The organism is Microbacterium sp. UFMG61 (assembly GCF_015354505.1).
Classification (GTDB): Bacteria; Actinomycetota; Actinomycetes; order Actinomycetales; family Microbacteriaceae; genus Microbacterium.
Genome location: NZ_JACAFP010000023.1, coordinates 1 through 24,638, shown reverse-complemented (window position 1 = coordinate 24,638; position 24,638 = coordinate 1). Strand labels below are relative to the sequence as shown.

The window sequence follows — 24,638 nt, the reverse complement described above, 5'->3', positions numbered from 1 at the left end:
CAGCGACAACGCGTTCGCCTACCGGCACTCGACCGCGTTTCGAGACGTAATCGACGCGCACGGCATCACGCAGAAGTTCATCCGCCCGCACTGCCCCTGGACGAACGGGAAAGTCGAGCGCTTGAACCGCACCCTCGCCGCCGAATGGGCCTACGCCCGACCCTGGACCTCCAACGACGACCGCCGAGCAGCATTGACGGCCTGGCTCGACCACTACAACCTAGACAGAACCCACCTCGGCATCGGAGGCAAGACCCCTATCGACCGAATCAACAACGGTCGAGGTCAGTACATCTAGTCGGATGTCGGACGCCGATGGCAGGATGAGCGCATGCCTGAGATGCCGGAAGTCCAGGGCCTGACCGCATTCCTCACCGAGCGGACCGTGGGGCGCACGATCGTGCGCACGGCGGTGGGAGCGATCGCCGCGCTCAAGACCTACGATCCGCCGAACACGGCGTTGCACGGGTCGGAGATCACCTCCGTGTCGCGGCGGGGCAAGTTCATCGTGCTCTCCTGCGGCCCCGACCTGCACCTCGTGTTCCATCTGGCCAAGGCGGGGTGGCTGCGCTGGTACGAGACGCTGCCGACGACGCTCATCAAGCCGGGCAAGTCACCGATCGCGCTGAGGGTCGCGCTCGACGACGAGAGCGGTTTCGACCTCACGGAGGCGGGCACGAAGAAGTCACTCTCGGTCTCCGTGGTGCGCGACCCGGAGGACGTTCCGGGGATCGCCCGGCTCGGGCCCGATCCACTCGAGTCGACCTTCACCCGCGAGGTCTTCGGCGGGCTGCTCCAGGGCCGGCGCACGCAGATCAAGGGGCTCCTGCGCGATCAGAGCGTCATCGCCGGCATCGGCAACGCGTACTCCGACGAGATCCTGCACGCGGCTCGGATGTCGCCCTACGCGATCGCCGACAAGCTCGGCGATGACGAGGTCGATCGGCTGTTCGCCGCGATGAGGACGACTCTGACGGAGGCGGTGGCGGAGGCATCCGGAAAGCCGCCGGCTGACCTGAAGGACGCGAAACGTCGAGGCATGCAGGTACATGCCCGCCGTGGCGAGGCCTGCCCGGTATGCGGCGACACCGTGCGCAGCGTGTTCTTCGCCGACCGCTCTCTCGAGTACTGCCCGACGTGTCAGACCGGTGGCAAGCCTCTCGCCGACAGGCGCCTGTCGAGACTGCTCAAGTAGCACTTCGACGCGGAATGAAATGTGTTCGGGCGCGTTGAGTACACTCAGAGCATCAACGTGCTCCGGGGTCGGTGAGAATCCGAACCGGCGGTGACAGTCCGCGAGCGTCTCGGTTCTCCGAGATGCCGATCCGGTGGAATTCCGGGACCGACGGTGATGCGAGGCGCAGCCTCGCTAGTCCGGAAGGGAGGCAGCACGGTGCGCCGCCGCGCGCGCTTTCTGCCTGCGTCTCCTCGAGGAGATCCCCCGGAGCCTCAGAGAGGACCACGGATGGCAGTCAACGAGACGGAACGACGGGCGATGAGCCGTGCGCTCGAGCTCGCGACGCTCGGCCCGCGCGGCGTGAACCCGCAGGTCGGTGCCGTCATCCTCTCTCCTGACGGCACAGTGCTCGCCGAGGGCTGGCACCAGGGAGCCGGCACCCCGCACGCCGAGGTCGATGCGCTCTCGAAGCTCGCTCCGGGCGCGGCCCGGGGAGCCACCGCGGTCGTGACCCTCGAGCCCTGCAACCACACGGGGCGCACCGGCCCCTGCGCCGTCGCGCTCCTCGAGGCCGGCATCGACCGCGTCGTCTACGCTCTCGACGACCCGGGCGCGGTGTCCGGCGGTGGCGCCGATCGCCTTCGTGCGGCAGGCGTCAGCGTCGAGGCCGGCGAGCAGGCCGACGTCGCGCAACGCATCATCGGCGGCTGGCTCACGGCACAGCGACTGGGGCGCCCGCACGTGACCGTGAAGTGGGCGCAGTCGCTCGACGGTCGCGCCGCCGCCTCCGACGGCACGAGCCAGTGGATCACCGGGCCGGATGCACGCGCGGACGTGCACCGTCGCCGGGCAGCGGCCGATGCGATCGTCGTCGGCACCGGAACCGTGCTCGCCGACGACCCGTCGCTGACCGCACGCGACGGCGACACGCTGTTCGCCGACCAGCCGGTCCCCGTCGTGATCGGCTCACGCGCGACGCCTGACGACGCCGTGATGCGCCGCCATCCGAAGACGCCGCTCTTCTACGACACCCACGACCTGCACACCGTGCTCACAGATCTGCACTCGCGGGGCATCCAGAGCGTCTTCGTCGAGGGCGGCCCCACGCTCGCCAGCGCCTTCATCGCGCAGGGCCTGGCCGACCGGGTGCTCGCCTACATCGCACCGGTGCTGCTCGGCGGCTCGAAGCTCGCACTCACCGACATCGGCGTCGCCTCGATCGCCGCCGCCCACCGCCTGACGGTCGACGAGTGGCTGCCGCTCGGAGCGGACCTGCTCGCGATCGCCCACCCCGCCGCCGACCTGGAAGAAGGAGTCGCCTGATGTTCACCGGAATCATCGAGGAGATCGGAGAGATCACCGCGATCGCTCCAGCGGGCGACGGGTGGCGGCTGACCGTGCGCGCCCCGAAGGCGGCATCCGATGCCGTGCACGGCGAGTCGATCGCGGTCTCGGGTGTGTGTCTGACGGTCGTCGACTCGACCGCCGACACGTTCGACGCCGACGTCATGAAGCAGACCCTCGACGTGGCAGCCCTCGGCGGAGCCTCCGTCGGCACGCGCGTCAACATCGAGAAGGCGATGCCGGTCGGCGCGCGCCTCGGCGGCCACATCGTGCAGGGTCACGTCGACGGGGTCGGCAGCATCGTCGAGGTGCGCCCCGGCGCACAGTGGAGCGTTCTGCGGGTCTCTCTGCCCCGTGACCTCGCGCCGCTCGTCGTCGACAAGGGATCGATCTCGGTCGACGGCACCTCTCTCACGGTCAGCGCCGTGAGCCCCGTCAATGCAGAGGACTCGTGGTTCGAGATCTCTCTGATCCCCGAGACCCTTGCGGCCACGACCCTCGGCGCTCGCGCCGTCGGCGACCGCGTCAACCTCGAGACCGACATCCTCGCCCGCCATGTGGAACGTCTGCTGGCGTTCCGGGCAGCACCGGAAGGAGGCTCGCGATGAGCCTTTCCACCATCCCCGAGGCCCTCGAGGCCCTGCGCGCCGGACGCCCCGTCCTCGTCGCGGACGACGAGAACCGCGAGAACGAAGGCGACGTCATCATGTCCGCCGAGCTCGCGACGCCCGAGTGGGTGGCCTGGACGGTGCGCTGGTCGTCAGGTTTCATCTGCGCACCGATGCCGGCCGACCTCGCCGACAATCTGAACCTGCAGCCCATGGTCGCCGCGTCCGAGGACGCCCGATCGACCGCGTACACGGTCAGTGTCGACGCGGCCGAGGGCGTGACGACGGGCATCAGCGCGCATGACCGCGCGCACACGCTGAACGTCCTCGCGGATCCCGAATCGACGGCGACCAGCATCATCCGCCCCGGCCATGTCCTGCCCCTCCGCGCCGTCGACGGCGGTGTGCGCGAGCGCAGCGGCCACACCGAGGCGGCCGTCGATCTGATGAAGCTCGCGGGCCTTCGTCCGGTGGGCGCGATCGCCGAGGTCGTCGCGGAGGACGGCAGCATGATGCGTCTACCCGGTCTCATCGAGCTCGGCGCACGTGACGGGGTTCCGGTCATCACGATCGAGCAGCTCATCGCCCACCTCAACGAGATCGACCCCACAGGCTGGTTGCCGGAGCGCGCCAGTCGGCGTGTGAGCCTGCGTGCGGATGCGACGGTTCCCACCACGCACGGCACGTTCCGCTTCCTCGCGTACAAAGACAGGGTCACCGGCACCGATCACATCGCGGTCGTCTCGGGCGAGCCGGGCGAGACCGCTCTGGTGCGCGTGCACTCGGAGTGCCTGACCGGTGAGGCGTTCGGGTCGCTCAAGTGCGAGTGCGGTCCGCAGCTGGACGCGGCTCTCGACGCGATCGAGCAGGACGGCGGCATCGTCATCTACATGCGGGGCCATGAGGGGCGAGGCATCGGCCTGATCAACAAGCTCCGTGCCTACAGCCTGCAGGAGGAAGGCCTCGACACCGTCGACGCCAACCTCGCGCTCGGACTCCCCGCAGACGCGCGCGACTACGCGGCTGCCGCCGGCATCCTCGCCGACCTGGGCGTGTCGAAGGTCCGCCTGCTGACGAACAACTCCGACAAGGTGAACCAGCTGCGCAGCCTCGGTCTCGACGTCGTCGAGCAGGTGCCGCTCATCGTCGGCGTCGGCCCCAACAACCACCAGTATCTCGAGACCAAGCGTGACCGGATGGGTCACATCATCGGTGAGGCGGAGCTCGCACAGGCTCTCGCCGACGGACGGAAGGACGACGCATGAGCGGCGCGGGAGCACCCAAGACCGAGAAGATCGACGGAAGCGGCCTGAAGGTCGTCATCGTGGCCGGCACCTGGCACGACGTCATCACCGACGGCCTCATCGCCGGTGCGCAGCGCGTGCTCGACGACGCCGAGGCCGCCTACCGCCTCGTGCGCGTGCCCGGCTCGTTCGAGCTCGCCCTCGCGGCACAGGCCGCGTTCGCCGGTGGAGCCGACGCCGTGGTGGCACTCGGCGTGATCATCCGCGGCGGCACCCCGCACTTCGAGTACGTCTCGGCCGCGACCACCGACGGGCTCACCCGTGTCTCGCTGGACGCCGGCAAGCCGGTCGGGTTCGGCGTGCTGACGCTCGACGACGAGAAGCAGGGTCTCGACCGGGCCGGACTCGAAGGGTCGAAGGAAGACAAGGGAGCAGAGGCGGCGGATGCGGCGCTGCGCACGGCCATCGTCGTGCGCGATCTGCGCGGCTGAGGTCAGCCTGCCCTTGCTGGCGCCGGGGCTCTGCGTTCTCCTAGCGTGAGGGCATGGAGACTCTGCGCCACGTCGTTCTGTTCGTCCATCTCATCGGCTTCGCCGTGCTCTTCGGCGCCTGGGCCGTGCAGGCGTTCGGCGGAAAGCGCGAGTTCACGCGCCTGATGAGCATCGGCATGACGATCGCCGCCGTCGCGGGCCTCGCCCTCGCGGCGCCCTGGGGTCTCCCCGACGGCGTCGAGATGAACTACGCCAAGATCGGCACGAAGCTCGTCGTTCTGCTCGTGATCGGCGCCCTCCTCGGCATCGGCACCTCGAAGCAGCGCAAGTCCGGGTCGGTGCCCGTCGCGATGTTCTGGCTCGTCGGCATCCTGACCGCGCTCAACGCCGCGATCGCCACGATCTGGCGCTGAGACGCGGATCGCTGGGTCACGAGCGCAGCGGCACCCGTACGTCGGCTCCGGCCTCCTCGGTCACCCGCTCACCCATCTGCACGAAGGTGGGCTGCGCGATGAAGCCGCCGGCGAAGAGCGCCTGCCCCTGAGCGAAACCCTGCGCGCGGCGGATGTCGTCCTCCCCCACGAACCCGAACACGTCGGCGAGCTCGGCGATATCGCGCGGCGCGTTGACACGCATGAGTCCGAGGTTGTCGCACTGCGACAGCACGTTCGGGTGGATCTTCGTCGGGCGCTGGGTCGAGAGCAGCAGCCACAGACCGAACTTGCGCCCCTCGGCCGCGATCTGCACGAGCTGCTCGGTGAGTGCGCGCTCCACGGCCGTGCGCGGTTCGGGTGAGCAGATGTTGTGCGCCTCGTCGATCACGATGAGCAGCGGGCGACGGCTCTCACGCCGCGCCCACAGCTGCTCGAGCACGGCGAGAGCGGCGACCTTGGGCTCGGCGGGGTGGTCGAAGCCGCCGAGATCGAGGATGGTGGCGGCGGGTCTCTCGTCGATCACATCGACCACCGATCCTGCGCCCCTCGACCAGAGGTCCCACTCCAGGACCTGCAGATTCTCCATGCGATTGGCGAGATGCACGCGCGCCGGGTCGCCCGAGGCCCGGAACTCCCTGAGCATCTCGTCGGCGTCGAAATCGGCGGCACCGGCATCCCAGTGCAGGAGGACGTTGTACTCCTCGGCATCGGTGATCGGGTCGATCTGCAGCACCGCCGCCTTCGCCGCCGGAGACAGGTCGACGTACCGCGCGTGCACCTTCTGTCCCTCGCCGTGCCCGGAACGGAACACACGGATATCGCTCTGCGCGATGTGCTCGGCATGTGCCGCCGGAGCGCCCGACCGCGCCTCGGCGAGCCTCACGAAATCGGCGTTCGGGTCGAGGATGAGCATCGGGAGCTCGGTGTGCAGCAGCAGCTGCTCGAGCACGACTCCGAGGGCATAGGTCTTGCCGCTGCCGCTCTGTCCGCACCAGAAGGTGTGACGGTTGAACCGCCGCGGGTCGAGCCGTACCGCTTCGGTGGGGTCGTCGGTCATCGACCCGATGGTCAGATCGGTCATGGAATTCTCCTCAGCCGCTGCATGCGATCCAGCTTGGCGGCTCCGGCGAGCGTCAGCCTCACACCTTCCGGGTGACGCGGCGCGGCGCAGAAGCCGATTGCGGAGGGTCGTGTCCGCATCCGGGGCCATGCGAGAGCCGGCACCGGCGGCTCCGCCGCTAAATCGCCCGGAACGGGTGACGCGGCGGCAGACCGCACGTCCGAGAGTGACACCGTGAGCGACGCCGGCACCATGGCCGAGGAGCCATCCCCTCCCCCGCCCTGCGGCGCGCCGCTCGAGCACAGCGGCCCCGAATCCAGGTCACGATCACCAGGCCGCTCCTGTTCGGATCCGTCGTGACGCCGACGGTACACATCCCCATCAGGACGCGAAGGTCTGAGGACGGAGCAGCGCATGGCGAAGACGACGATCGAGGATCTGCAGAGACGACTGGCCGAGCTCGAGTCCGAGAACACGGCTCTGCGGGCAGGGGCCGCTCCCGACTCGCTCCCGCCCGTGCCACCGACAGCATCCTCACCGCGACGCTCCCGCACGTGGGGGCGATCGCTGGCGGCGACCGTGCTGATCGTGCTCGGCACACTGATCGCGCCTGTCGCGCTCGTCTCCGCCTGGGCGAACGTGCAGCTCACCGACACCGATCGATTCGTCGCGAGCTACTCCATGCTCGCGAGCGATCCGGCCGTGCAGTCCGCGGTGACCGAGCAGGTCGTCGCGGCGATCGGCGAGCAGGTCGACATACCGACCCTCACCGACGATGTGATCGACGGCGTGATCGACCTCGGCACGAGGCCGGCCGCGACGCGAGCCCTCGAGGTGCTCAAGGGGCCGGCCGCGCAAGGGCTGCAGTCGCTGGTGGCCACCATGGTCGAGCGCTTCGTCGGCTCGGAGGCGTTCGCGAACGTGTGGGCCTCGGCTCTGCGCATCAGCCACTCCCAGATCGTCTCCGCTCTGCAGAACGACCCGGATGCGGCGATCGCACTCGGCGCCGACGACTCGATCGGCATCCAGCTTGCGCCGATCATCGACGCCGCGAAAGACGTCCTCGTCGATCAGGGAATCGGATTCGCCACGTCGATCCCGACGATCGACAGGACCATCACGGTCGCGCAGCTCGACTCGCTCGCCTCCGTGCAGCTCGGCTACCAGCTGGTCATCGCTGCGGGACTGTGGCTCCCCTGGATCTCGATCCTTCTGCTCGTGGCAGGGGTTCTCGCAGCCCGCCGCCGCTCCGTGGCAGGCATCACCGCAGCCCTGTCGCTCGGCTCCGTGATGGTGATCGTGATCGCCGGCCTCGCGGTCGGCCGGGTGTTCTTCGACACCGCACTGCGCGCGAACGGGATCTCCGCCGACGCGGGCGGCGCGATCTACGAGGTCGTCGCCGGCCCCATGCGCGACACTGCCGCGGCGGTGCTGGTGCTCGCACTCGTCACGGCGGCCGTGATCTGGTTCGCAGGACCGTTCGAGGTGCCCCGACGTCTGCGGGGAGTCGTGCACGGAGGTGCCGCGACGATTCGATCGTCTCTCGAGCGACGAGGCCTGAGCAGCGGACGAGTCGGAACGTGGCTCCATTCCCGGCGGGCGCTGATGCGGGGCATCATCGCCCTCGCGAGCGCAGCCGTCGTCCTGCTCGTGCGCCCGCTGACACCCCCGCTCATCCTGTGGACGCTCGTGCTGGCGGTGCTGGCCGTAGTGATCCTCGAGGTCGTCGAGCGTCCTCCACTGGACGAGCCCGAATCGGCACCGACAGATGGCGACCTGACCGTTCGCGACGACGCGGTCGTCGCCGGGAGCTCGTCATGACACAGGGGCGCGCCGCGGACCTCGCCGATCCGTTCGCCGCGAGACGAGACGCGGGACGTGCGGCGCGGGCGCGGATGCCGAGGGCGGACCTCGCCGCCTGGACGCCGCCGCCCGCACGCACAGACCCGATCGCGCTGCTGGAGGAGCAGGGGCGCTCCCGAGTTCCCGAACTCGTGCCCGTGCGGTACGCCCGCATGGCGATGTCACCACTGGCGTTCTACCGAGGCGCTGCCCTGATCATGGCGTCTGACCTCGCGGCGACCCCGCACACCGGCATCGTCGCGCAGCTCTGCGGCGATGCCCATCTCTCGAACTTCGGGCTGTACCGCACCCCCGAGAGGGTGATGATCTTCGACATCAACGATTTCGATGAGACGCTGCCCGGCCCCTTCGAATGGGACGTGAAGCGGCTCGCGGCGAGCTTCGCGGTGGCATGCCGGCAGCGAGGCTTCCGCAGCGAGGAGGAGCGCGAGTGCCTTCTCGCTGCGGCGAACGGCTACCGCACGGCGATCAGAAGAGCCGCGACTTCGACCGTGCTCGACGCCTGGTACGACCGGCTCGACGCCGACCGCGCGCGTCGGTGGATCCGGGAGCAACGACGAGACGAACGCGCCGGCGACAGCGAGATCCGCCGCCTGGACGCGGTGATCGACAAGGCCGGCAGACGCGACCACCGGCAAGCCTTCCGCAAACTGGTGAGCGACGTCGACGGCGACCTGAGGATAGCGGCCTCTCCCCCGTTGATCGTGCCCGTCGAGGACATCCTGCGCGAGGCCGGAGCCTCCGCGGCCGCAGAAGCCGAGGCCATGCACGAGGTGTTGGCGTCGTATCCGAAGACTCTGATCGGCGATCGGCATCCGATCGCCGAGTACCGCTATCGACACATGGCCCGCAAGGTTGTGGGCGTGGGCAGCGTGGGCACGCGCGCCTGGGTGATCCTCATGAGCGGCCGTGACGACGACGACCCTCTCCTGCTCCAGGGCAAGGAAGCGCAGGCCTCGGTCTTCGAGCGGTTCCTGGGTGCGAGCGAGTTCGAGAGTCACGGAGAGCGCGTCGTCCGCGGGCAACGTCTCATGCAGGCGTCCAGTGATCTCTTCCTCGGCTGGCAGTCCCTCACCGCCGTCGACGGACAGCGCCGCGACTTCTACGTGCGCCAGCTGCAGGACGGCAAGGGAGGGATCGATCCGGATGCGATGACCGAGCGCGGCGCGATCCTGTATGCCCGGATCTGCGGCGAGACACTCGGCCGCGCTCACGCCCGGTCCGGGGATCGGGTCGAGATCGCCGGCTATCTCGGGCGCAGCTCCGCGTTCGACGAGGCGATCGCCGACTTCGCATCCGCCTATGCCGAGCAGAACCAGCACGATTTCGACGCCCTGACCGAGGCGCTGGATTCAGGGCGCCTCCCGCGCAGCCGCGAAGCGGGGTGACCCACGCCATGCGAGCCGTCATCACCGCCGTCCGGGATCGGCGCTCCGGCTACTGGCCGGTGCTCGCACTGCTCATCGTCGCCTATGCACTGTGCGCGGCTCAGTCCACGACCGATCCCAGCCCCTGGGTGCTCGTGGTGCAGCTCGTGACCGTCGCCGTCGTGCTCCGAGTGACCGAGGCACATCGCCGAGTGCAGCACACGGCATGGATCTTCCTGTCGGCGGCCGCCGCCGCGACCTTCGTCGTCGCGCTGCTGGGTCTGCGCGGCGACGTGCTCGACATCGTGCTGTCCGCCGCCTCCGCCCTCGCCTTCCTGCTCGCCCCGGTGGCCATCATCCGCCATCAGATGCATCGGCGCGGCCTCGACATCGAGGCGCTGCTCGCGGCGACCGCCGCCTACGTGCTGGTGGGCATGTTCTTCACGCACGTCTACAACCTCGTCGCGTTGCTGGCGGTCGCGCCGACATTCGGCGCGGGGACGGTCGACTCGCTCTCGAGTCAGCTGTTCTTCTCGTTCACGACGCTCACCACCACCGGCTACGGCAACATCGTCCCCGTCTCACCCGGCGTGCAGGGCATCGCCGTCGCCGAGGCGATCACCGGACAGCTCTTCCTGATCACCGCGGTGGCGCGGATCATGCGCGGCTCCCGCCGCTCGCCCTACGACACGACATCCGCATCCGCATTCGAGGAGACGCCGTGAAGAAGTGGAACGTCGTCATCGTGCTCGGCGCCGCGCAGTTCGTCATGGTGCTCGACGGCACGGTCATGAACGTGTCGATCTCGACGGTCGTGAGCGACCTGAACACCTCGGTCACGGCCATGCAGGCGGCGATCACCTTCTACACCCTGACCATGGCCGCCTTCATGCTCTTCGGCGCGAAGCTCGGCGACGTATGGGGTCGCCGCCGAGCCTTCGTGATCGGCTCGTGCGTCTATGCGCTCGGCTCCCTGATCACGGCTGTGAGCCCGACCGTCGGTTTCCTCTTCCTCGGTTGGTCGATCATCGAGGGCCTGGGCGCAGTGCTGGTCATCCCGGCGATCGCCGCTCTCGTTGCCGACAACTACCGGGGACGCGACAGGGTGACGGCGTTCGCGGTCATCGGCGCCGTGTCCGGCGCCGCGGTCGCCGCGGGCCCGTTGATCGGCGGCGGCGTGACCACCTACTCGAGCTGGCGGTTCGTGTTCGTCGCCGAGGTGGTCATCATGCTGGCCGTCGTCCTGTGTGCGCGCCGTCACCGATTCCACGCCGCGGCAGAGCATACGGATCGACATCGGCAGCGTGCTCCTGTCGTCGGCAGGTCTCGTGCTGATCGTGTTCGGCATGCTGCAGAGCAAGACGTGGGGGTGGGTGGTCCCCCTGCACCGACCCGAGATCGCCGGTGTCGCCCTCGCCCCTCTCGGCATCTCCTTGACCGCCTGGTGCATCGCCGCGGGGGTCATCCTCCTCTCCCTGTTCATCTCCTGGCAGCGCCGCCTCGTGCGCGACGGCAGATCCCCGCTCATGCAGCCCGACCTGTTCTCGATCGTCTCGCTGCGCAGCGGGCTGTCGGTGCTGGGCGCCCAGTACGCGGTGACCGCCGGTCTCTTCTTCATGGTTCCGGTGTACCTGCAGATGACCCTCGGGTTGGACGCGCTCGAGACGGGGATCAAGATCTTCCCCCTCTCGATCGCGCTGATCCTGTTCTCGATCGTGGGAACGACGCTGTCCCGACGCTGGTCTCCCCGCCGCATCGTGCGGATCGGGCAGTCGGTACTGGTGGTCTCTGCGCTGCTGCTTCTCGACTCGGTGACCGAAGACCTGCGCGGCGGCCTGTTCGGGCTCGGGATGTTCCTCACCGGGGCCGCCCTCGGACTCCTGGCATCGCAGCTGGGCAACGTGAACATGTCGAGCGTGAGCGAGAAGGACACGAGCGAGGCGGGCGGACTGCAGGGAGTGTTCCAGAACCTCGGTTCCTCACTCGGCACCGCACTGATCGGCTCGCTGCTGATCGGCGCTCTCTCCACGTCGTTCGCCTCAGGGGTCGCGACGAGCGACCTCTCCGAACAGGTCAAGGCCACCGTGAGTGCGGCGACCGACCGCGGAGTGACCGTCGTGCCCGCCGCGGACGTCGCGGGCATCGGCGAGGCCGCGGGTCTCACCGATGACGAATCACGTGAGCTCGCCGAGGTCTACCGCGAATCGCAGCTGTCTTCGCTGCGCGTGGCGTTCGTGGGGTTGATCCTGATCGCACTGCTGTCGATGCTCTTCTCGCGCGGAATCCCCGATGCCGCTGCCGTCCGTCGCCGAACCGGCGCCGAAGAGAGCGTGTGATCAGACCCGGGGCGGTGCGGTGCTCGCGCGGATCACGAGTTCGGTGCCCACGAGCGGCGTCTGCGTGCGGTCTCCGCCGTCGAGCTCGGCGAGCAGGGCATCGACCGCCAGCGCGCCGACGCGCTCCGGATGCTGCTGCACGGTCGTCAGCGGCGGCCAGAGCTGCGCGGCATCCGGAAGGCCGTCGAAGCCGACGACGCTGACGTCGGTCGGGATGTCGCGTCCCGCTTCCCGGAATGCACGCACGACGCCGATCGCCATCTGGTCGTTCGCGGCGAACACCGCCGTGACGCTGTCTTCACCTCGAAGGCGAAGCCCCGCCTGATAGCCGGATTCGGCCGTCCAGTCCCCCTGCAGCGGCTCGGGCACGGCGAGTCCGCGCGACGAGAGCGTCTGCCGCCACGACTCTCGACGACGCTCGGCGGAATACGACTTGGCGGGTCCCGCCACATGCCAGACGGTCTCGTGCCCGAGGTCGAGCAGGTGCTCGGTCGCGAGTCGTGCTCCCTGCGCCTGATCGGTGTCGACGAAGGGGTGCCCCTCGCCGCGATTCGAGTCGACGAGCACGACGGGCAGCCCGTCGGGGATCTCGACCTCGGCCTCATCGAGCTGGTGGGCCTCGATCACGATGATGATGCCGTCGACCGCGTGCTCCTCGAGGCGGCGGAAGGCTCCCGCCACGGTGTCGCGCGCACTCGACTCGACCGGGATCAGGGTCAGCGCGTACCCCATCTGCGAGGCGCGCACGGCGATCGCGTCGAGCGTGCGCTGGTTTCCGTATGAGCTGAACGAGAACATGATGACGCCGATGGCACGGAATCGGCCCGATCGCAGCGCCCGAGCGGCACTGTTGGGCCGATAGCCGAGTCGCTGCATCGCGTCTTCGACGCGCACTCTGGTCGCCGCCCCGACATAGCCCCGGGCGTTCACGACGCGGGAGACGGTCTGCCCGGAGACACCGGCCTCACGCGCGACGTCCTCCATCGACGGGTCTCTCCGCCGCTGCGGCGGCTCTGCCGACTGCTCCGAGGTCACGATCAACCATCCATTCATATGTTGACGTTGACACACTACCAGCGCATCGCATATGTTGACGTTGACACACGGCGCGGTGAGCGCTCGATCTCAAAGAAGGTTCTCGTCAATGACGACTCAAATTTCCGCACCCCGTGCGGACCACGGCATCCGCCGGCGCGAGAAGCGCGATTGGAAGGGCTGGGCGTTCGTCGGCCCCTTCATGGTCGTGTTCGCGCTGGTGTTCCTGACACCCCTCGCCTACGCGCTGTACCTCAGCTTCTTCCAGGAGAAGCTGATCGGCGGCACCGCGTTCGTGGGCTTCGACAACTACGTCCGCGCCCTCACCGATCCCCAGTTCTGGGAGGCGTTCGGGCGCGTCGTGCTCTTCCTCGTGGTGCAGGTGCCGATCATGCTCGCGCTGGCGCTGGCCGCGGCGCTCGCCCTCGACAGCGCCCGTCTGCGCGGAGCATCGTTCTTCCGCATCCTGATCTTCCTGCCGTACGCCGTGCCGGCCGTCGTGGCGGTGCTGATGTGGGGATACATCTACGGCGACCAGTTCGGTCTCACGAGCAACCTGAACGACTTCCTCGGCAGCGACGTCTTCACCCCGTTCGCCCGCGAGTGGATCCTGGTGTCGATCGGCAACATCGTGACCTGGCAGTTCGTCGGCTACAACATGCTGATCTTCTACTCGTCGCTCAAGACGATTCCGACGGACATGTACGAGGCGGCCTCGCTCGACGGCGCGGGAGCATGGCGCACGATCTTCTCGATCAAGATCCCCAACGTCCGCGGAGCTCTCGTCATCGCGACGATCTTCTCGATCATCGGCAGCTTCCAGCTCTTCAACGAGCCGAACATCCTGCGCCCGCTCGCTCCGAACGTGATCACCACGTTCTTCACGCCCAACATGTACGCGTACAACCTGTCGTTCGCCGGGCAGCAGTTCAACTACGCCGCGACGATCGCCATCATCATGGGCGTCATCACCGCGGTGATCGCCTACGTCGTGCAGCTGCGCGGCTCGAAGTCGGAGGTGCGCTGACATGGCACTCCCCCTCGCACGTCCCTCGCAGAAGCGCCACGATCTGATGAATCCGCGCAAGTCGAAGATCCTGCTGATCGTCATGGTCGCGTACGCGCTCTACACGCTCGTACCCCTCGTGTGGCTGCTGTTCAGCTCCACCAAGACGCAGGCCGGCCTGTTCAGCTCCTTCGGGCTGTGGTTCTCCGACGACTTCGCGTTCTTCGACAACCTGGTCGCGACCTTCTCGTACCAGGACGGCATCTTCCTGCGCTGGCTCGGCAACACCCTGCTCTACGTCGTGGTCGGCGCGGGCGGTGCGACTCTGCTGGCCACCATGGCGGGCTACGGTCTGGCGAAGTACCGCTTCCCCGGCCGCCGCGCCGTGTTCGCGGTCGTCCTCGGTGCGGTCGCCGTTCCCGGCACCGCTCTCGCAGTGCCGACCTTCCTGCTCTTCAGCGAGCTGGGCATGACGAACACGCCCTGGGCCGTGATCATCCCGTCGCTCATCAGCCCGTTCGGTCTCTACCTGATCTGGGTCTTCGCCTCCGAATCCGTTCCGACCGAGTTGCTCGAGGCCGCGCGCATCGACGGCGCGGGCGAGTTCCGCACCTTCTTCACGATCTCGATGCGGCTGCTCGCACCCGGCATCGTCACCGTGGCACTGTTCACCGTCGTCGCGACCTGGAACAACTACTTCCTGCCCCTGATCATGCTGTCCGACCCCGCCTGGTACCCGCTCACCGTGGGCCTCAACCAGTGGAGCTCGCAGGCGATCGGTGCAGGATCCCAGCCGATCTACAACCTCGTGATCATGGGTTCGCTCCTGACGATCATCCCGATCGTCATCGCCTTCCTGCTGCTGCAGCGTTTCTGGCAGTCAGGTCTCACCGCAGGAAGCGTCAAGCAGTAGCTCCCTGCACCCCTGCATCGAAATCGTCGGTCCGATGCTGGACCGCACCCCCCGAAAGGACACAGCAATGAAGCACCTTCCCTCTCCCGCCGCACGGCGCACCCTCACGGTGCTCGCCGCCGGCACCGTGGCAGCGCTCGCGCTGGCCGGCTGCAGCACGGGCGACTCGGGCGCAGGCGGCGCCGCCGGTGACGGATCGTTCGACTCGGTCGAGGCAGCGCTCGAGGCCGGTGGCGAGATCACGTACTGGTCGTGGACCCCGTCCGCCGAGGCTCAGGTCGAGGCGTTCGAGAAGGAGTACCCGAACGTCACGGTGAACGTGGTCAACGCGGGCACCAACAACGAGGAGTACACCAAGCTGCAGAACGCCATCAAGGCGGGCTCGGGCGGCCCCGACGTCGTGCAGATCGAGTACTACGCGCTCCCGCAGTTCTCCCTCACCGACGCGTTCGTCGACCTCTCGCAGTACGGCTTCGCCGACTTCGAGGATGACTACACCGCCTCGACGTGGAACTCCGTCACCGACGGCGACGCGATCTACGGTCTGCCGCAGGACTCGGGCCCCATGGCCCTCTTCTACAACAAGGCCGTCTTCGACGCCGCCGGCGTGGCCGTTCCCACCACCTGGGACGAGTACTACGAGGCAGCGAAGGCCATCCACGCCGCCAACCCGAACGCCTACATCACCAACGACACCGGCGACGCCGGCTTCGCGACGTCGATGATCTGGCAGGCCGGCGGCAAGCCGTTCCAGACCTCGGGCACCGACGTCACGATCGACCTGCAGGACGACGGCTCGAAGAAGTGGACCGAGAACTGGAACCGCCTCGTCGAGGAGGACCTGCTCGCCCCGTACAACAGCTGGAGCGACGAGTGGTTCCGCGCACTCGGCGACGGCAGCCTCGCGACCCTCGTGATCGGCGCCTGGATGCCCGGAAACCTGATCTCCGGCGCACCCGACGGAGCCGGAGACTGGCGTGTCGCCCCGATGCCGACCTATGACGGCACCCCGGCGACCGCAGAGAACGGCGGCGGCGGCCAGGCCGTGACGAAGCAGAGCAAGAACCCGGCACTCGCGGCCGGCTTCCTGTGGTGGCTGAACAACTCGGAGGAGAGCATCTCGATCTTCCTCGAGTCGGGCGGATTCCCGTCGACCACGGCCGAGCTGTCGAGCGAGGAGTTCCTCGCCGACGCACCCGAGTACTTCGGCGGTCAGAAGATCAACGAGGTCCTCGCCGCTGCCGCGGACGAGGTCGTCGAGGGCTGGGGCTACCTGCCCTACCAGGTGTACGCGAACAGCATCTTCGGCGACACCGTGGGCCAGTCGTATCAGAACGGCACCGACCTGAACGAGGGCCTCGTGTCCTGGCAGGACGCGCTCGAGCAGTACGGCAACGAGCAGGGCTTCGCCGTCAACAAGTAATCGCACGTCTGGTCGCGTCAGCCTTCGCTCCGTCGAGGGCTGACGCGACCTCCCCCATCGAAAGCACTTCATCGTGACCTCCTTCTCCATCGGCGAGTCCGACTTCCTCCGCGCCGGTCAGCCGCACCGGGTGATCTCCGGAGCCATCCACTACTTCCGGGTGCACCCGGACCAGTGGCAGGACCGCATCCGCAAGGCCCGCCAGATGGGGCTCAACACGATCGAGACCTACGTCGCCTGGAATGCGCACGAACCGCGTCGCGGCGAATGGGACGCGACCGGCGCCAACGATCTCGGTCGCTTCCTCGATCTGATCCAGGCGGAGGGGATGGACGCGATCGTCCGCCCCGGTCCCTACATCTGTGCCGAGTGGCACAACGGCGGGCTGCCGAACTGGCTCACGGCCGGCGACCGCCCGCTGCGCTCCTCGGATCCCGCGTTCCTCGAGGACATCAGCGCCTACCTGCGTCGCGTGTACGAGATCGTCGCGCCCCGACAGATCGACCGCGGTGGTCGCGTCGTGCTGGTGCAGATCGAGAACGAGTACGGCGCCTACGGCTCCGACAAGGCCTACCTCGAGGCTCTCGTCGCGCTCACCCGCGAGGCCGGGATCACCGTGCCGCTCACCACTGTCGACCAGCCCACCGATCAGATGCTCGCCGACGGCAGCCTGCCGACCCTGCACAAGACCGGCTCATTCGGCTCCCGCAGTGCCGAACGACTGGCCACGCTGCGTGCGCACCAGCCCACCGGCCCGCTCATGTGCTCCGAGTTCTGGGACGGCTGGTTCGATTGGTGGGGCGGCGTCCACCACACGACCGACGTCGCCGCTGCCGCCGCCGATCTCGACGATCTGCTCGCCGCCGGCGCCTCGGTGAACATCTACATGTTCCACGGCGGCACGAACTTCGGGCTCACGAACGGCGCGAACCACAAGGGTCGCTATCTTCCCATCGTCACGTCCTACGACTACGACGCGCCTCTGGATGAAGCCGGCAACCCGACAGCCAAGTTCTTCGCGTTCCGCGATGTGATCGCCAAGTACGCGCCCGTGCCCGACGAGCTTCCGGCTGCCGTCAATCCGGCCCCCGCGTTCTCCGTGCCCCTCGCCCCCGCGGGAGCGTGGACGGATGCCGCGGCGAGCGCCGCCACCACGGAGTCGCCCACGACGTTCGACCGGCTCGAGCACCTCAGTGCTCTCGTGCGCTACGACGTCGACCTCCCCGAGGGGCGGGGTGGCCGGCTCGTTTTCGACGAGGTGCGCGATCTCGCGTGGGTGAGCGTCGACGGCCAGCGCATCGGCACGCTGTCGCGCACGCGTCACGACCGCGCGCTGAGCATCCCCGCGGGAGGGACCCTCAGCATCCTCGTCGAGGAGCTGGGGCGGGTGAACTACGACCACCGACTCGGCGAGGAGAAGGGACTCGTCGGAAACGTCTCCCTGGACGGCGAATCGCTGACGGGCTGGCGTTCGACACCGCTCGACGTCGCGGCGATCGCGGCGAGCATCGCGGTGGGGCCTGCGGATGCATCCGATGAGACGACCGGGCCCTCCGCCTGGACCGCCGAGATCGACCTCGACTCGCCGACCGACATGTTCCTCGACACCACGTCGTGGAGCAAAGGCTACGCGTTCGTGAACGGATTCTTCCTCGGGCGCTACTGGCGGAACGGACCGACTCGCACGCTCTACGTGCCCGCGCCCGCGACGACGTCGGGCACCAACAGGCTCGTCGTGCTGGAGCTCGAGCACGTGCTCGCACCGACGGCCGAGTTCGTCGCCGCGCTGGACCTGGGCGACACCGAGGAATAGCCGTCGGGCGCGGCACCGACGCAGTAGCGTGTGGGTGTGCCGCGCCGAAGGTTCTCCACTCCCACGCCCGCTGCGCGTGCCCGCTACGCGAAGCGACGTCAGGTCCGCGTGGCGCGGGCGGACAACGACCTCACCGCCGAGCAATGGATCTCGCTGCAGGATGCGTGGGGTGGGTGCGCCTACTGCGGAGCGACGCGCATCGCGATGCAGCGCGACTGCGTGATGCCGATCTCCCGGGGCGGGCGCTACACCGTCGAGAACGTGGTTCCCGCGTGCGGGTCGTGCAATGCGAGCAAGCGCAACGACGAGGTGACCTCGTGGCTACGCCGCAAGCGCCTCGATGAGCGCGCTTTCCTCACCCGATACGGCGAGATCCTCCGGGATCTGCGCCAGACCGAGTGACCGGCCTCGCTACCCGCCCGTCCGAGACTTCCAGACGGCGGCGGTGAGGCGAGCGGCGTCTGCCCGGGTGATGCTCTGCCAGTTGCGGCCACCGCGCGCGAATGCCTCGTGCACTCCGGGCGGCACCGCTGCGGCCTCGACCGGACGATCGAGCCAGTCGCACGACCGCACGTGCACGAGGTCGACATCTCGCGCCTCGACTGAAGCGTCGTAGCGCCACGGCCCGGTGATCCGGCCCAGCCACAGGAACCCGTCGGAGTCGCGCGTCCAGACGAACGCGCCCTCGACGACAGACGCGAACCGGTCGAGTCGGCGCGCCATCTGCTCTCCGTAGACCGCGTCGACCGAGACGAGCGCATCGGCGATCGAGTCCGGTGCGTCGTCGAGTCTGCCGCCCACTCCACACACGCCGAGTGCGAGAGCGCGTTCGACGGCCGGGCCGTCGGCCACGTCGTCGTCGCGCGATCGCATCGGGGCACGGTAGACGGAGGGAGCCTCGTCGCTGGGGCTCGTGCGTGATGAAGGGCTCATGCGAGGGGCACCAGTGCGGCATCGATGTGTCGGCCGTCGATCGTGACCGACATCATCGTGCACACCGGCTGACGTCGCCGATCGGTCGGCGACCCCGGATTCAGCAGACGCATGCCCGACGGGGCGACCGTATCCCAGGGGATGTGCGAGTGCCCGAACACGAGTAGGTCGATGCCCGGAAAGGCTTCGTCCATCCGCTCCTCGCGTCTCTGCTTCGGCCCGGTCTCGTGCACCACCGCCATCTCGACCTCCTCGATCCTCAGCCGCGCGATCTCGGGCAGCCTCTCGCGAAGGGCCGGGCCGTCGTTGTTCCCGAAGACGCCCACGAGCATCCGCGCACGTGACTCGAGCAGGTCGAGGGTCGCGAGGTCGATCCAGTCCCCCGCGTGCACGACGACATCGACGTCGTCGACCGCCCGCAGCACAGCGTCCGGCAGGCGCTTCGCGCGCGCAGGCACATGGGTGTCGGCGATCACCAGCAGTCGCGTCGTCACATCTCTCCCGTCTCAGGTGGGCTCGAGCGTCCGCGTCCGACTCTACGCAGACGGACAGACCAGCCGTCATACGTACCCAGCAAACGTTCAGGAAGGCGTAGGATCTCTCGGTGCCTTGGTATACCGGGCCGCAGAGCTAAGGAGCAGTATGAGTACGACCACAGCGCCCGCGAATCCGCGATCGCGCGTCATCACCGCGAGCCTCGTCGGCACCACGATCGAGTTCTACGACTTCTATGCGTACGCGACCGCGGCCGTGCTCGTCTTCCCGGTGCTGTTCTTCCCCACGGGCAACGACACGACCTCGCTGCTGTCGTCGTTCGCCGTGTTCGGCGCCGCGATGGTCGCGCGCCCCATCGGCGCCGTGATCTTCGGACACTTCGGCGACAAGTTCGGACGCAAGGCGACTCTCGTGGCCTCGCTGCTCACGATGGGCATCGCGACCTTCATCATCGGCCTGCTGCCCACGTTCCAGCAGATCGGCTGGTGGGCCGCTCTGCTGCTGCTCATCCTGCGCCTGGCCCAGGGCTTCGCCCTCGGTGGCGAGTGGTCGGGGGCGGCTCTGGTCGCCACGGAGAACGCTCCGGCGGGCAAGCGCGCCTGGTACGGCACCTTCCCGCAGCTGGGAGCGCCGCTCGGCTTCATCATCGCGAACTTCCTGTTCCTCGGCATCAACTGGCTGCTGCCGCACGCCGAGAACCCGGCGCTCAAGTCCGAGGCGTTCCTGTCGTGGGGCTGGCGGATCCCGTTCCTGTTCTCGGCCGTGATGGTCATCATCGGCCTGTGGGTGCGTCTCAAGCTCGTCGAGTCCGACACGTTCAAGAAGGCCGAGAAGAAGGGCGCGATCCGCAAGCTGCCCCTCGCTACCGTGTTCCGCCACCACTGGAAGCAGCTGATCCTCGGCACGTTCATCATGCTGGCCACGTACGTGCTCTTCTACCTGATGACGAACTTCACGCTCGCCTACGGCACGAAGCCGGCCACGCTCGAGACGGCCTCCGCGGCCGCACAGGCCGCGGCCGAGGCCACGGGCAAGGACTTCGACGCCTCGGCCTTCGCTGCGCAGTTCTATCCGGGCCTCGGCTTCGGCTACACCGACTTCGTGCTGATGCAGATCGTGGGCGTCGTGTTCTTCGGCATCTTCACCCTGCTCTCCGGCCCCATCGCCGACGCGATCGGTCGCCGCAAGCTGCTGCTCTGGGTGACCGGACTCATCATCGTGTTCGGCCTCACGTTCAACGCCTTCCTCCTCCCGGCGATGGACCCGAAGTTCACGGGCGCGCTCGCGCAGGCGTTCCTCGTGTTCGGCTTCATGCTCATGGGAGCGACGTTCGGTCCCATGGGCGCACTGCTGCCCGAACTCTTCCCCACGAACGTGCGATACACGGGATCCGCAATCGCGTACAACGTCTCGTCGATCCTCGGCGCTGCCGTCGCACCGATCATCGCTCTGTGGCTGTGGGAGCTCGGGGGCGGCGCTCCCTGGCTCGTCGGTCTCTACCTGTCGGCCATGGGCGTCCTGACGTTCATCGCGCTGATCCTGTCGAAGGAGACGAAGGACAACGACTACGAGGAGGACCTCGGAGTCGCGGCAGCCGTCGAGCTCTGACTCCCGCACGACGACGAAGGGCGGCACCTCCTCGCGAGGTGCCGCCATTCGTCGCGTGACGCTCAGTACGCCGCGTGCACCGTGCGCGCGGCCCCGTCGAGGGTCATGATCCCGCCGTACGGCACGATCCACTGCGGCCGCGTGTGGCCGAAGGGCACGCCGACGCAGACCACCGCTGCGGGGTTGTATCGTGCGACCGTCTCGATCACGACGTCCCGCTGCGCTGCGCGCAGCGCGTCGGCCTCTTCCTCGGAAGGGTGGAACTCGAAGTCGCTGACCGGCGGGCGTGCCACGACGACCCCGGCCACGGCGTCGAGGATCCCCCGTTCGCCGAGCCCGCGGACCCAGCGGGCGACCCAGCTCGCGGCCGGACGTTCCTCGCTGGTCTCCAGCAGCAGGATGGTGTCGCGCAGCGTCTCCGGGTCCGGCAGCCGGTCGGCGAGGGCGAGCTGATCGATCACCTCGAGGCAGCCGCCCCACGTCCGGCCCTCGACGCGCACGGCGGGCCCGGCCCACGTCCACTCCGGCGTGTCGATCCGATCGCCGTACTCGGCGAGGGCTCGGGGGTCCACCCACCGGCGTCCGACGTCTTCGGATTCGCCGGGTTCTGTGATCTCGAGATCACCGCCGTCGAGCAGGGCCGCGCGCAGGGATCGCAGATGCACATCGTCGACGGCGGGTCCGGGTCCCAGGTGCACGGCGGTCGATCCACCGTAATAGCCGCGGATGCTGAGGCTCCACAGCCAGTTCAGGATGTTGGTGTTGTCGCTGTAGCCGAGGAAGGGCTTGGGATCGGCGAGCGCGAGTGTCGGGTCGAGGTGCGGCACGACCAGGATCTGATCGTCGCCGCCGATGGTCGCGACGATCGCACGGATCTCAGGATCGGCAAACGCGGCATTGACGTCGGCGGCGCGCGCCTCGGGACTCGCGCCGAGCTGGCGCGTGGTCGGATACTCCACGGGGATCAGCCCGGTATGCTCCCTGAGCCGCTGCAGGGCCTGCTCATGGATCTCCGGCGCGACGGCGGGTGCCGCGAAGGCGGGTGAGAGAACGGCGACCTTGTCGCCGGCGACGAGTTTGGGTGCGGACAGCATCCGCCCAGTCTGTCAGCCACCCCGCCACCCTTCGAATCGCTCACTTTGCAGGTTTCGCTCGCTCGAATGTGCAAAGTGAGCGATTCGAGAGCGGGCAGATCACAGCCCATCCACAGAATTCGGGCGGACACGAAGTACGGTCGAACTACCCCTTTCAGAACGAGGTTCCGCATGTCCAGCACGGCGACATCACGCCGACGCGGGCGCGGCGCGCCGCAGGATGGTCCGCGCGCCACTTTCCGCCAGCTCCTCCCCTTCCTCTTCGAGCACAAGCGCACGCTGATCGTGGTCGCAGTGCTCAGCGTGTTCGGCGCGGCGGCCTCGCTCGCCCAGCCACTCCTGGTCGGACAGGTCATCGAGGCCGTGCAATCCGACCGGGGTCTCGGCATCCTCGTCTGGGTGCTGATCGCGCTCGTGATCGTGTCATCGGTGCTCTCCGGGTATCAGCACTATCTGCTGCAGCGCACCGGCACGGCGATCGTGTACTCGAGCAGGCGCAAGCTCATCGCGCGCATCCTGCACCTGCCGATCAGCGAGTTCGACGCCCGCCGCACGGGAGACCTCGTCTCGCGCGTCGGCACCGACACGACTCTGCTGTACGCCGTGCTGACGCAGGGCCTCGCGGATGCCGTCGGCAGCGCGATCCTGTTCGTCGGCGCGCTGATCGCGATGCTCGTGATCGACCCGGTGCTGCTGCTCCTCATCGTGATCGTGATCGGCATCTCGGTGGTCGTGGTCACCCTGCTCAGCGGACGGATCCGCACGGCCTCCTCGGAGCAGCAGGTGAAGGTCGGCGAGCTCGCCTCCGGAGTGGAGCGGGCCGTCGGATCCATCCGCACCGTGCGTGCGTCGGGAGCGACCGAGCGCGAGACCGAGAGCGTCTCCGCGCTCGCCTCCGAGGCCTTCGGCATCGGCGTCCGCATCGCGAAGATCTCCTCGCTGGTCGTGCCGATCGCCGGCGTCGCCCTGCAGCTCTCGCTTCTCGTGGTGCTCGGTGTGGGAGGTTTCCGCGTGGCCGACGGGACGATCACGATCGCCTCGCTCATCACCTTCATCCTCTTCCTGTTCATGCTCGTGATGCCGCTGGCGACCACCTTCGGTGCGATCACCTCGGTGAACCAGGCTCTCGGGGCGCTCGGACGCATTCAGGAGGTACTCGACCTGCCGACCGAGACCAACCGGGATGCCGAGATCGCCGCCGCGATCGAGCGCGACGCCTTCGCACAGGACGCTCCGGCCGTCGAGTTCCGCGATGTGAGGTTCCAGTACCCCGCGAACGTGGTCGCCGCGCGGAGGGCCGCGGCCGAGGCAGCCCGCAGCCTGCTCGCGGACGCGCATCTCGAGGCCGCCGACGCTCCCTCTCCGTCGAAACCGCGAGAAGTGCTTCGCGGCGTCTCGTTCTCGGTGCCCCGCGGGTCACGGGTGGCGCTCGTCGGCCCGAGCGGCGCCGGCAAGAGCACGATCCTCTCACTCATCGAGCGCTTCTACGACCCGACCGGAGGGTCGATCCGCGTGAACGGGCACGACTCCCGGACCTTCCCGCGCGACGAGCTGCGCGCCCAGTTCGGCTATGTCGAGCAGGATGCTCCGACCCTNCCGCGGCCGAGGCAGCCCGCAGCCTGCTCGCGGACGCGCATCTCGAGGCCGCCGACGCTCCCTCTCCGTCGAAACCGCGAGAAGTGCTTCGCGGCGTCTCGTTCTCGGTGCCCCGCGGGTCACGGGTGGCGCTCGTCGGCCCGAGCGGCGCCGGCAAGAGCACGATCCTCTCACTCATCGAGCGCTTCTACGACCCGACCGGAGGGTCGATCCGCGTGAACGGGCACGACTCCCGGACCTTCCCGCGCGACGAGCTGCGCGCCCAGTTCGGCTATGTCGAGCAGGATGCTCCGACCCTCGCGGGCACACTCGCCGACAACCTGCGCCTGGCATCGCCGGACGCCTCGGACCAACAGTGCGAGCGCGTGCTTCGCGCGGTGAACCTGGGTGAGGTCCTCGAGCGCAATCCACTCGGACTCCAGGCGCCGGTCGGCGAAGACGGCGTCATGCTGTCTGGCGGCGAGCGTCAGCGCCTCGCGATCGCCCGCGCTCTTCTCACCGATGCGCCGATCCTGCTGCTGGACGAGTCCACGTCGTCACTCGACGGCGTGAACGAGCAGCGCATGCGCGAAGCCATCGATGCGGTCTCGACCGACCGCACGCTCGTGGTGATCGCCCACCGCCTGTCGACCGTCGTCGACAGCGACATCATCGTCGTACTGCAGGACGGCACCGTCGTGGGTCAGGGCACGCACGCCGAACTCGTGGAGTCGACGCCGCTCTACCGCGATCTGGCACGACACCAGCTGCTCGCCTGATCGATCCTGCGGGTCGACAACGAAGTACGCGAAGGCGGGA

At 68.4% G+C, this 24,638-nt stretch carries 24 protein-coding genes and 1 pseudogene; 20 read left to right on the top strand and 5 right to left on the bottom strand.

Annotation, left to right across the window (positions count from 1 at the left end; genetic code table 11):
* The 7 genes from IXW21_RS17780 to IXW21_RS17750 all read left to right on the top strand — a co-directional run.
* A partial coding sequence (locus IXW21_RS17780) for an integrase core domain-containing protein (protein ID WP_194765562.1) occupies positions 1 to 298 on the top strand: 298 nt, incomplete at its 5' end.
* Between the two features lie 33 nt (positions 299 to 331).
* Positions 332 to 1,195 carry an Fpg/Nei family DNA glycosylase gene (locus tag IXW21_RS17775; protein ID WP_194765561.1) on the top strand — a complete coding sequence of 288 codons (864 nt, stop codon included), beginning with the start codon at positions 332 to 334 and terminating at the stop codon, positions 1,193 to 1,195.
* A 270-nt stretch (positions 1,196 to 1,465) separates the two neighbouring features.
* Entirely contained in the window at positions 1,466 to 2,500 is a 1,035-nt protein-coding gene (ribD, locus tag IXW21_RS17770; RefSeq protein ID WP_194765560.1) for a bifunctional diaminohydroxyphosphoribosylaminopyrimidine deaminase/5-amino-6-(5-phosphoribosylamino)uracil reductase RibD, read from the top strand.
* A complete protein-coding gene (locus IXW21_RS17765; RefSeq protein ID WP_194765559.1) occupies positions 2,500 to 3,129 on the top strand; it encodes a riboflavin synthase in 630 nt (209 codons plus the stop codon). The genes ribD and IXW21_RS17765 overlap by 1 nt, the downstream gene beginning before the upstream one ends.
* Positions 3,126 to 4,394 carry a GTP cyclohydrolase II gene (gene ribA, locus IXW21_RS17760; RefSeq protein WP_194765558.1) on the top strand — a complete coding sequence of 423 codons (1,269 nt, stop codon included), beginning with the start codon at positions 3,126 to 3,128 and terminating at the stop codon, positions 4,392 to 4,394. Before IXW21_RS17765 ends, ribA begins: the two co-directional genes overlap by 4 nt.
* Positions 4,391 to 4,864, top strand: a complete 474-nt coding sequence (gene ribH, locus IXW21_RS17755) for a 6,7-dimethyl-8-ribityllumazine synthase (RefSeq protein ID WP_194765557.1) — start codon at positions 4,391 to 4,393, stop codon at positions 4,862 to 4,864. The genes ribA and ribH overlap by 4 nt, the downstream gene beginning before the upstream one ends.
* A 53-nt stretch (positions 4,865 to 4,917) precedes the next feature.
* Positions 4,918 to 5,277 (top strand): Fe-S protein, encoded by a 360-nt coding sequence (locus IXW21_RS17750; RefSeq protein WP_194765556.1) that lies wholly within the window; start codon positions 4,918 to 4,920, stop codon positions 5,275 to 5,277.
* A 16-nt stretch (positions 5,278 to 5,293) separates the two neighbouring features.
* Here IXW21_RS17750 and IXW21_RS17745 read toward each other — a convergent pair whose 3' ends face one another.
* Positions 5,294 to 6,379, bottom strand: a complete 1,086-nt coding sequence (locus IXW21_RS17745) for an ATP-binding protein (RefSeq protein WP_194765555.1) — start codon at positions 6,377 to 6,379, stop codon at positions 5,294 to 5,296.
* Positions 6,380 to 6,772: 393 nt separating this feature from the next.
* On the opposite strand from IXW21_RS17745, the gene IXW21_RS17740 reads away from it, so the two are divergent.
* From IXW21_RS17740 to IXW21_RS18330, 5 genes and pseudogenes are all read left to right on the top strand, one after another.
* Positions 6,773 to 8,179 (top strand): hypothetical protein, encoded by a 1,407-nt coding sequence (locus IXW21_RS17740; protein ID WP_194765554.1) that lies wholly within the window; start codon positions 6,773 to 6,775, stop codon positions 8,177 to 8,179.
* Positions 8,176 to 9,609 carry a DUF2252 domain-containing protein gene (locus IXW21_RS17735; protein WP_194765553.1) on the top strand — a complete coding sequence of 478 codons (1,434 nt, stop codon included), beginning with the start codon at positions 8,176 to 8,178 and terminating at the stop codon, positions 9,607 to 9,609. The genes IXW21_RS17740 and IXW21_RS17735 overlap by 4 nt, the downstream gene beginning before the upstream one ends.
* A complete protein-coding gene (locus IXW21_RS17730) occupies positions 9,606 to 10,313 on the top strand; it encodes an ion channel (protein WP_323742312.1) in 708 nt (235 codons plus the stop codon). Before IXW21_RS17735 ends, IXW21_RS17730 begins: the two co-directional genes overlap by 4 nt.
* Positions 10,314 to 10,357: 44 nt before the next feature.
* A pseudogene (locus IXW21_RS18335) lies at positions 10,358 to 10,846 on the top strand (MFS transporter); the annotation flags it as partial.
* Between the two features lie 46 nt (positions 10,847 to 10,892).
* The gene (locus IXW21_RS18330; RefSeq protein ID WP_323742311.1) at positions 10,893 to 11,924 is read left to right on the top strand and encodes an MFS transporter; all 1,032 of its coding nucleotides are present in this window, start codon (positions 10,893 to 10,895) and stop codon (positions 11,922 to 11,924) included.
* Here IXW21_RS18330 and IXW21_RS17720 read toward each other — a convergent pair whose 3' ends face one another.
* A complete protein-coding gene (locus IXW21_RS17720) occupies positions 11,925 to 12,908 on the bottom strand; it encodes a LacI family DNA-binding transcriptional regulator (RefSeq protein WP_194765564.1) in 984 nt (327 codons plus the stop codon).
* 160 nt (positions 12,909 to 13,068) lie between these two features.
* Between IXW21_RS17720 and IXW21_RS17715 the strand changes: the two genes are divergently transcribed.
* The 5 genes from IXW21_RS17715 (at position 13,069) to IXW21_RS17695 (ending at position 18,516) form a co-directional block, all read left to right on the top strand.
* The gene (locus tag IXW21_RS17715) at positions 13,069 to 13,986 is read left to right on the top strand and encodes a carbohydrate ABC transporter permease (RefSeq protein WP_194765552.1); all 918 of its coding nucleotides are present in this window, start codon (positions 13,069 to 13,071) and stop codon (positions 13,984 to 13,986) included.
* 46 nt (positions 13,987 to 14,032) lie between these two features.
* Positions 14,033 to 14,878: a carbohydrate ABC transporter permease gene (locus IXW21_RS17710; RefSeq protein ID WP_194765563.1), complete on the top strand. Its 846-nt coding sequence runs from the start codon at positions 14,033 to 14,035 to the stop codon at positions 14,876 to 14,878.
* A 67-nt stretch (positions 14,879 to 14,945) separates the two neighbouring features.
* Positions 14,946 to 16,301, top strand: a complete 1,356-nt coding sequence (locus IXW21_RS17705; RefSeq protein ID WP_194765551.1) for an ABC transporter substrate-binding protein — start codon at positions 14,946 to 14,948, stop codon at positions 16,299 to 16,301.
* A gap of 73 nt (positions 16,302 to 16,374) precedes the next feature.
* A complete protein-coding gene (locus tag IXW21_RS17700; RefSeq protein WP_194765550.1) occupies positions 16,375 to 18,114 on the top strand; it encodes a glycoside hydrolase family 35 protein in 1,740 nt (579 codons plus the stop codon).
* A gap of 36 nt (positions 18,115 to 18,150) precedes the next feature.
* A complete protein-coding gene (locus IXW21_RS17695; RefSeq protein ID WP_194765549.1) occupies positions 18,151 to 18,516 on the top strand; it encodes an HNH endonuclease in 366 nt (121 codons plus the stop codon).
* Positions 18,517 to 18,525: 9 nt separating this feature from the next.
* Here the strand turns inward: IXW21_RS17695 and IXW21_RS17690 are convergent, their stop codons facing one another.
* Together IXW21_RS17690 and IXW21_RS17685 are read right to left on the bottom strand one after the other, a co-directional pair.
* A complete protein-coding gene (locus IXW21_RS17690) occupies positions 18,526 to 18,987 on the bottom strand; it encodes a GAF domain-containing protein (protein WP_228528741.1) in 462 nt (153 codons plus the stop codon).
* A gap of 56 nt (positions 18,988 to 19,043) precedes the next feature.
* A complete protein-coding gene (locus tag IXW21_RS17685) occupies positions 19,044 to 19,541 on the bottom strand; it encodes a metallophosphoesterase family protein (protein WP_194765547.1) in 498 nt (165 codons plus the stop codon).
* 148 nt (positions 19,542 to 19,689) lie between these two features.
* Here IXW21_RS17685 and IXW21_RS17680 point away from each other — a divergent pair, with 148 nt between their 5' ends.
* Complete coding sequence (locus IXW21_RS17680) at positions 19,690 to 21,150, top strand: MFS transporter (protein WP_194765546.1); 1,461 nt, start codon at positions 19,690 to 19,692, stop codon at positions 21,148 to 21,150.
* Positions 21,151 to 21,212: 62 nt separating this feature from the next.
* Here the strand turns inward: IXW21_RS17680 and IXW21_RS17675 are convergent, their stop codons facing one another.
* Entirely contained in the window at positions 21,213 to 22,244 is a 1,032-nt protein-coding gene (locus tag IXW21_RS17675) for a S66 family peptidase (protein ID WP_194765545.1), read from the bottom strand.
* 171 nt (positions 22,245 to 22,415) lie between these two features.
* Here IXW21_RS17675 and IXW21_RS17670 point away from each other — a divergent pair, with 171 nt between their 5' ends.
* Both IXW21_RS17670 and IXW21_RS17665 read left to right on the top strand, forming a co-directional pair.
* On the top strand, positions 22,416 to 24,059 hold the full coding sequence (locus IXW21_RS17670) for an ABC transporter ATP-binding protein (RefSeq protein ID WP_323742309.1): 1,644 nt from the start codon (positions 22,416 to 22,418) through the stop codon (positions 24,057 to 24,059).
* Complete coding sequence (locus IXW21_RS17665; RefSeq protein WP_323742308.1) at positions 23,966 to 24,598, top strand: ABC transporter ATP-binding protein; 633 nt, start codon at positions 23,966 to 23,968, stop codon at positions 24,596 to 24,598. The genes IXW21_RS17670 and IXW21_RS17665 overlap by 94 nt, the downstream gene beginning before the upstream one ends.
* Positions 24,599 to 24,638 lie beyond the last annotated feature (40 nt).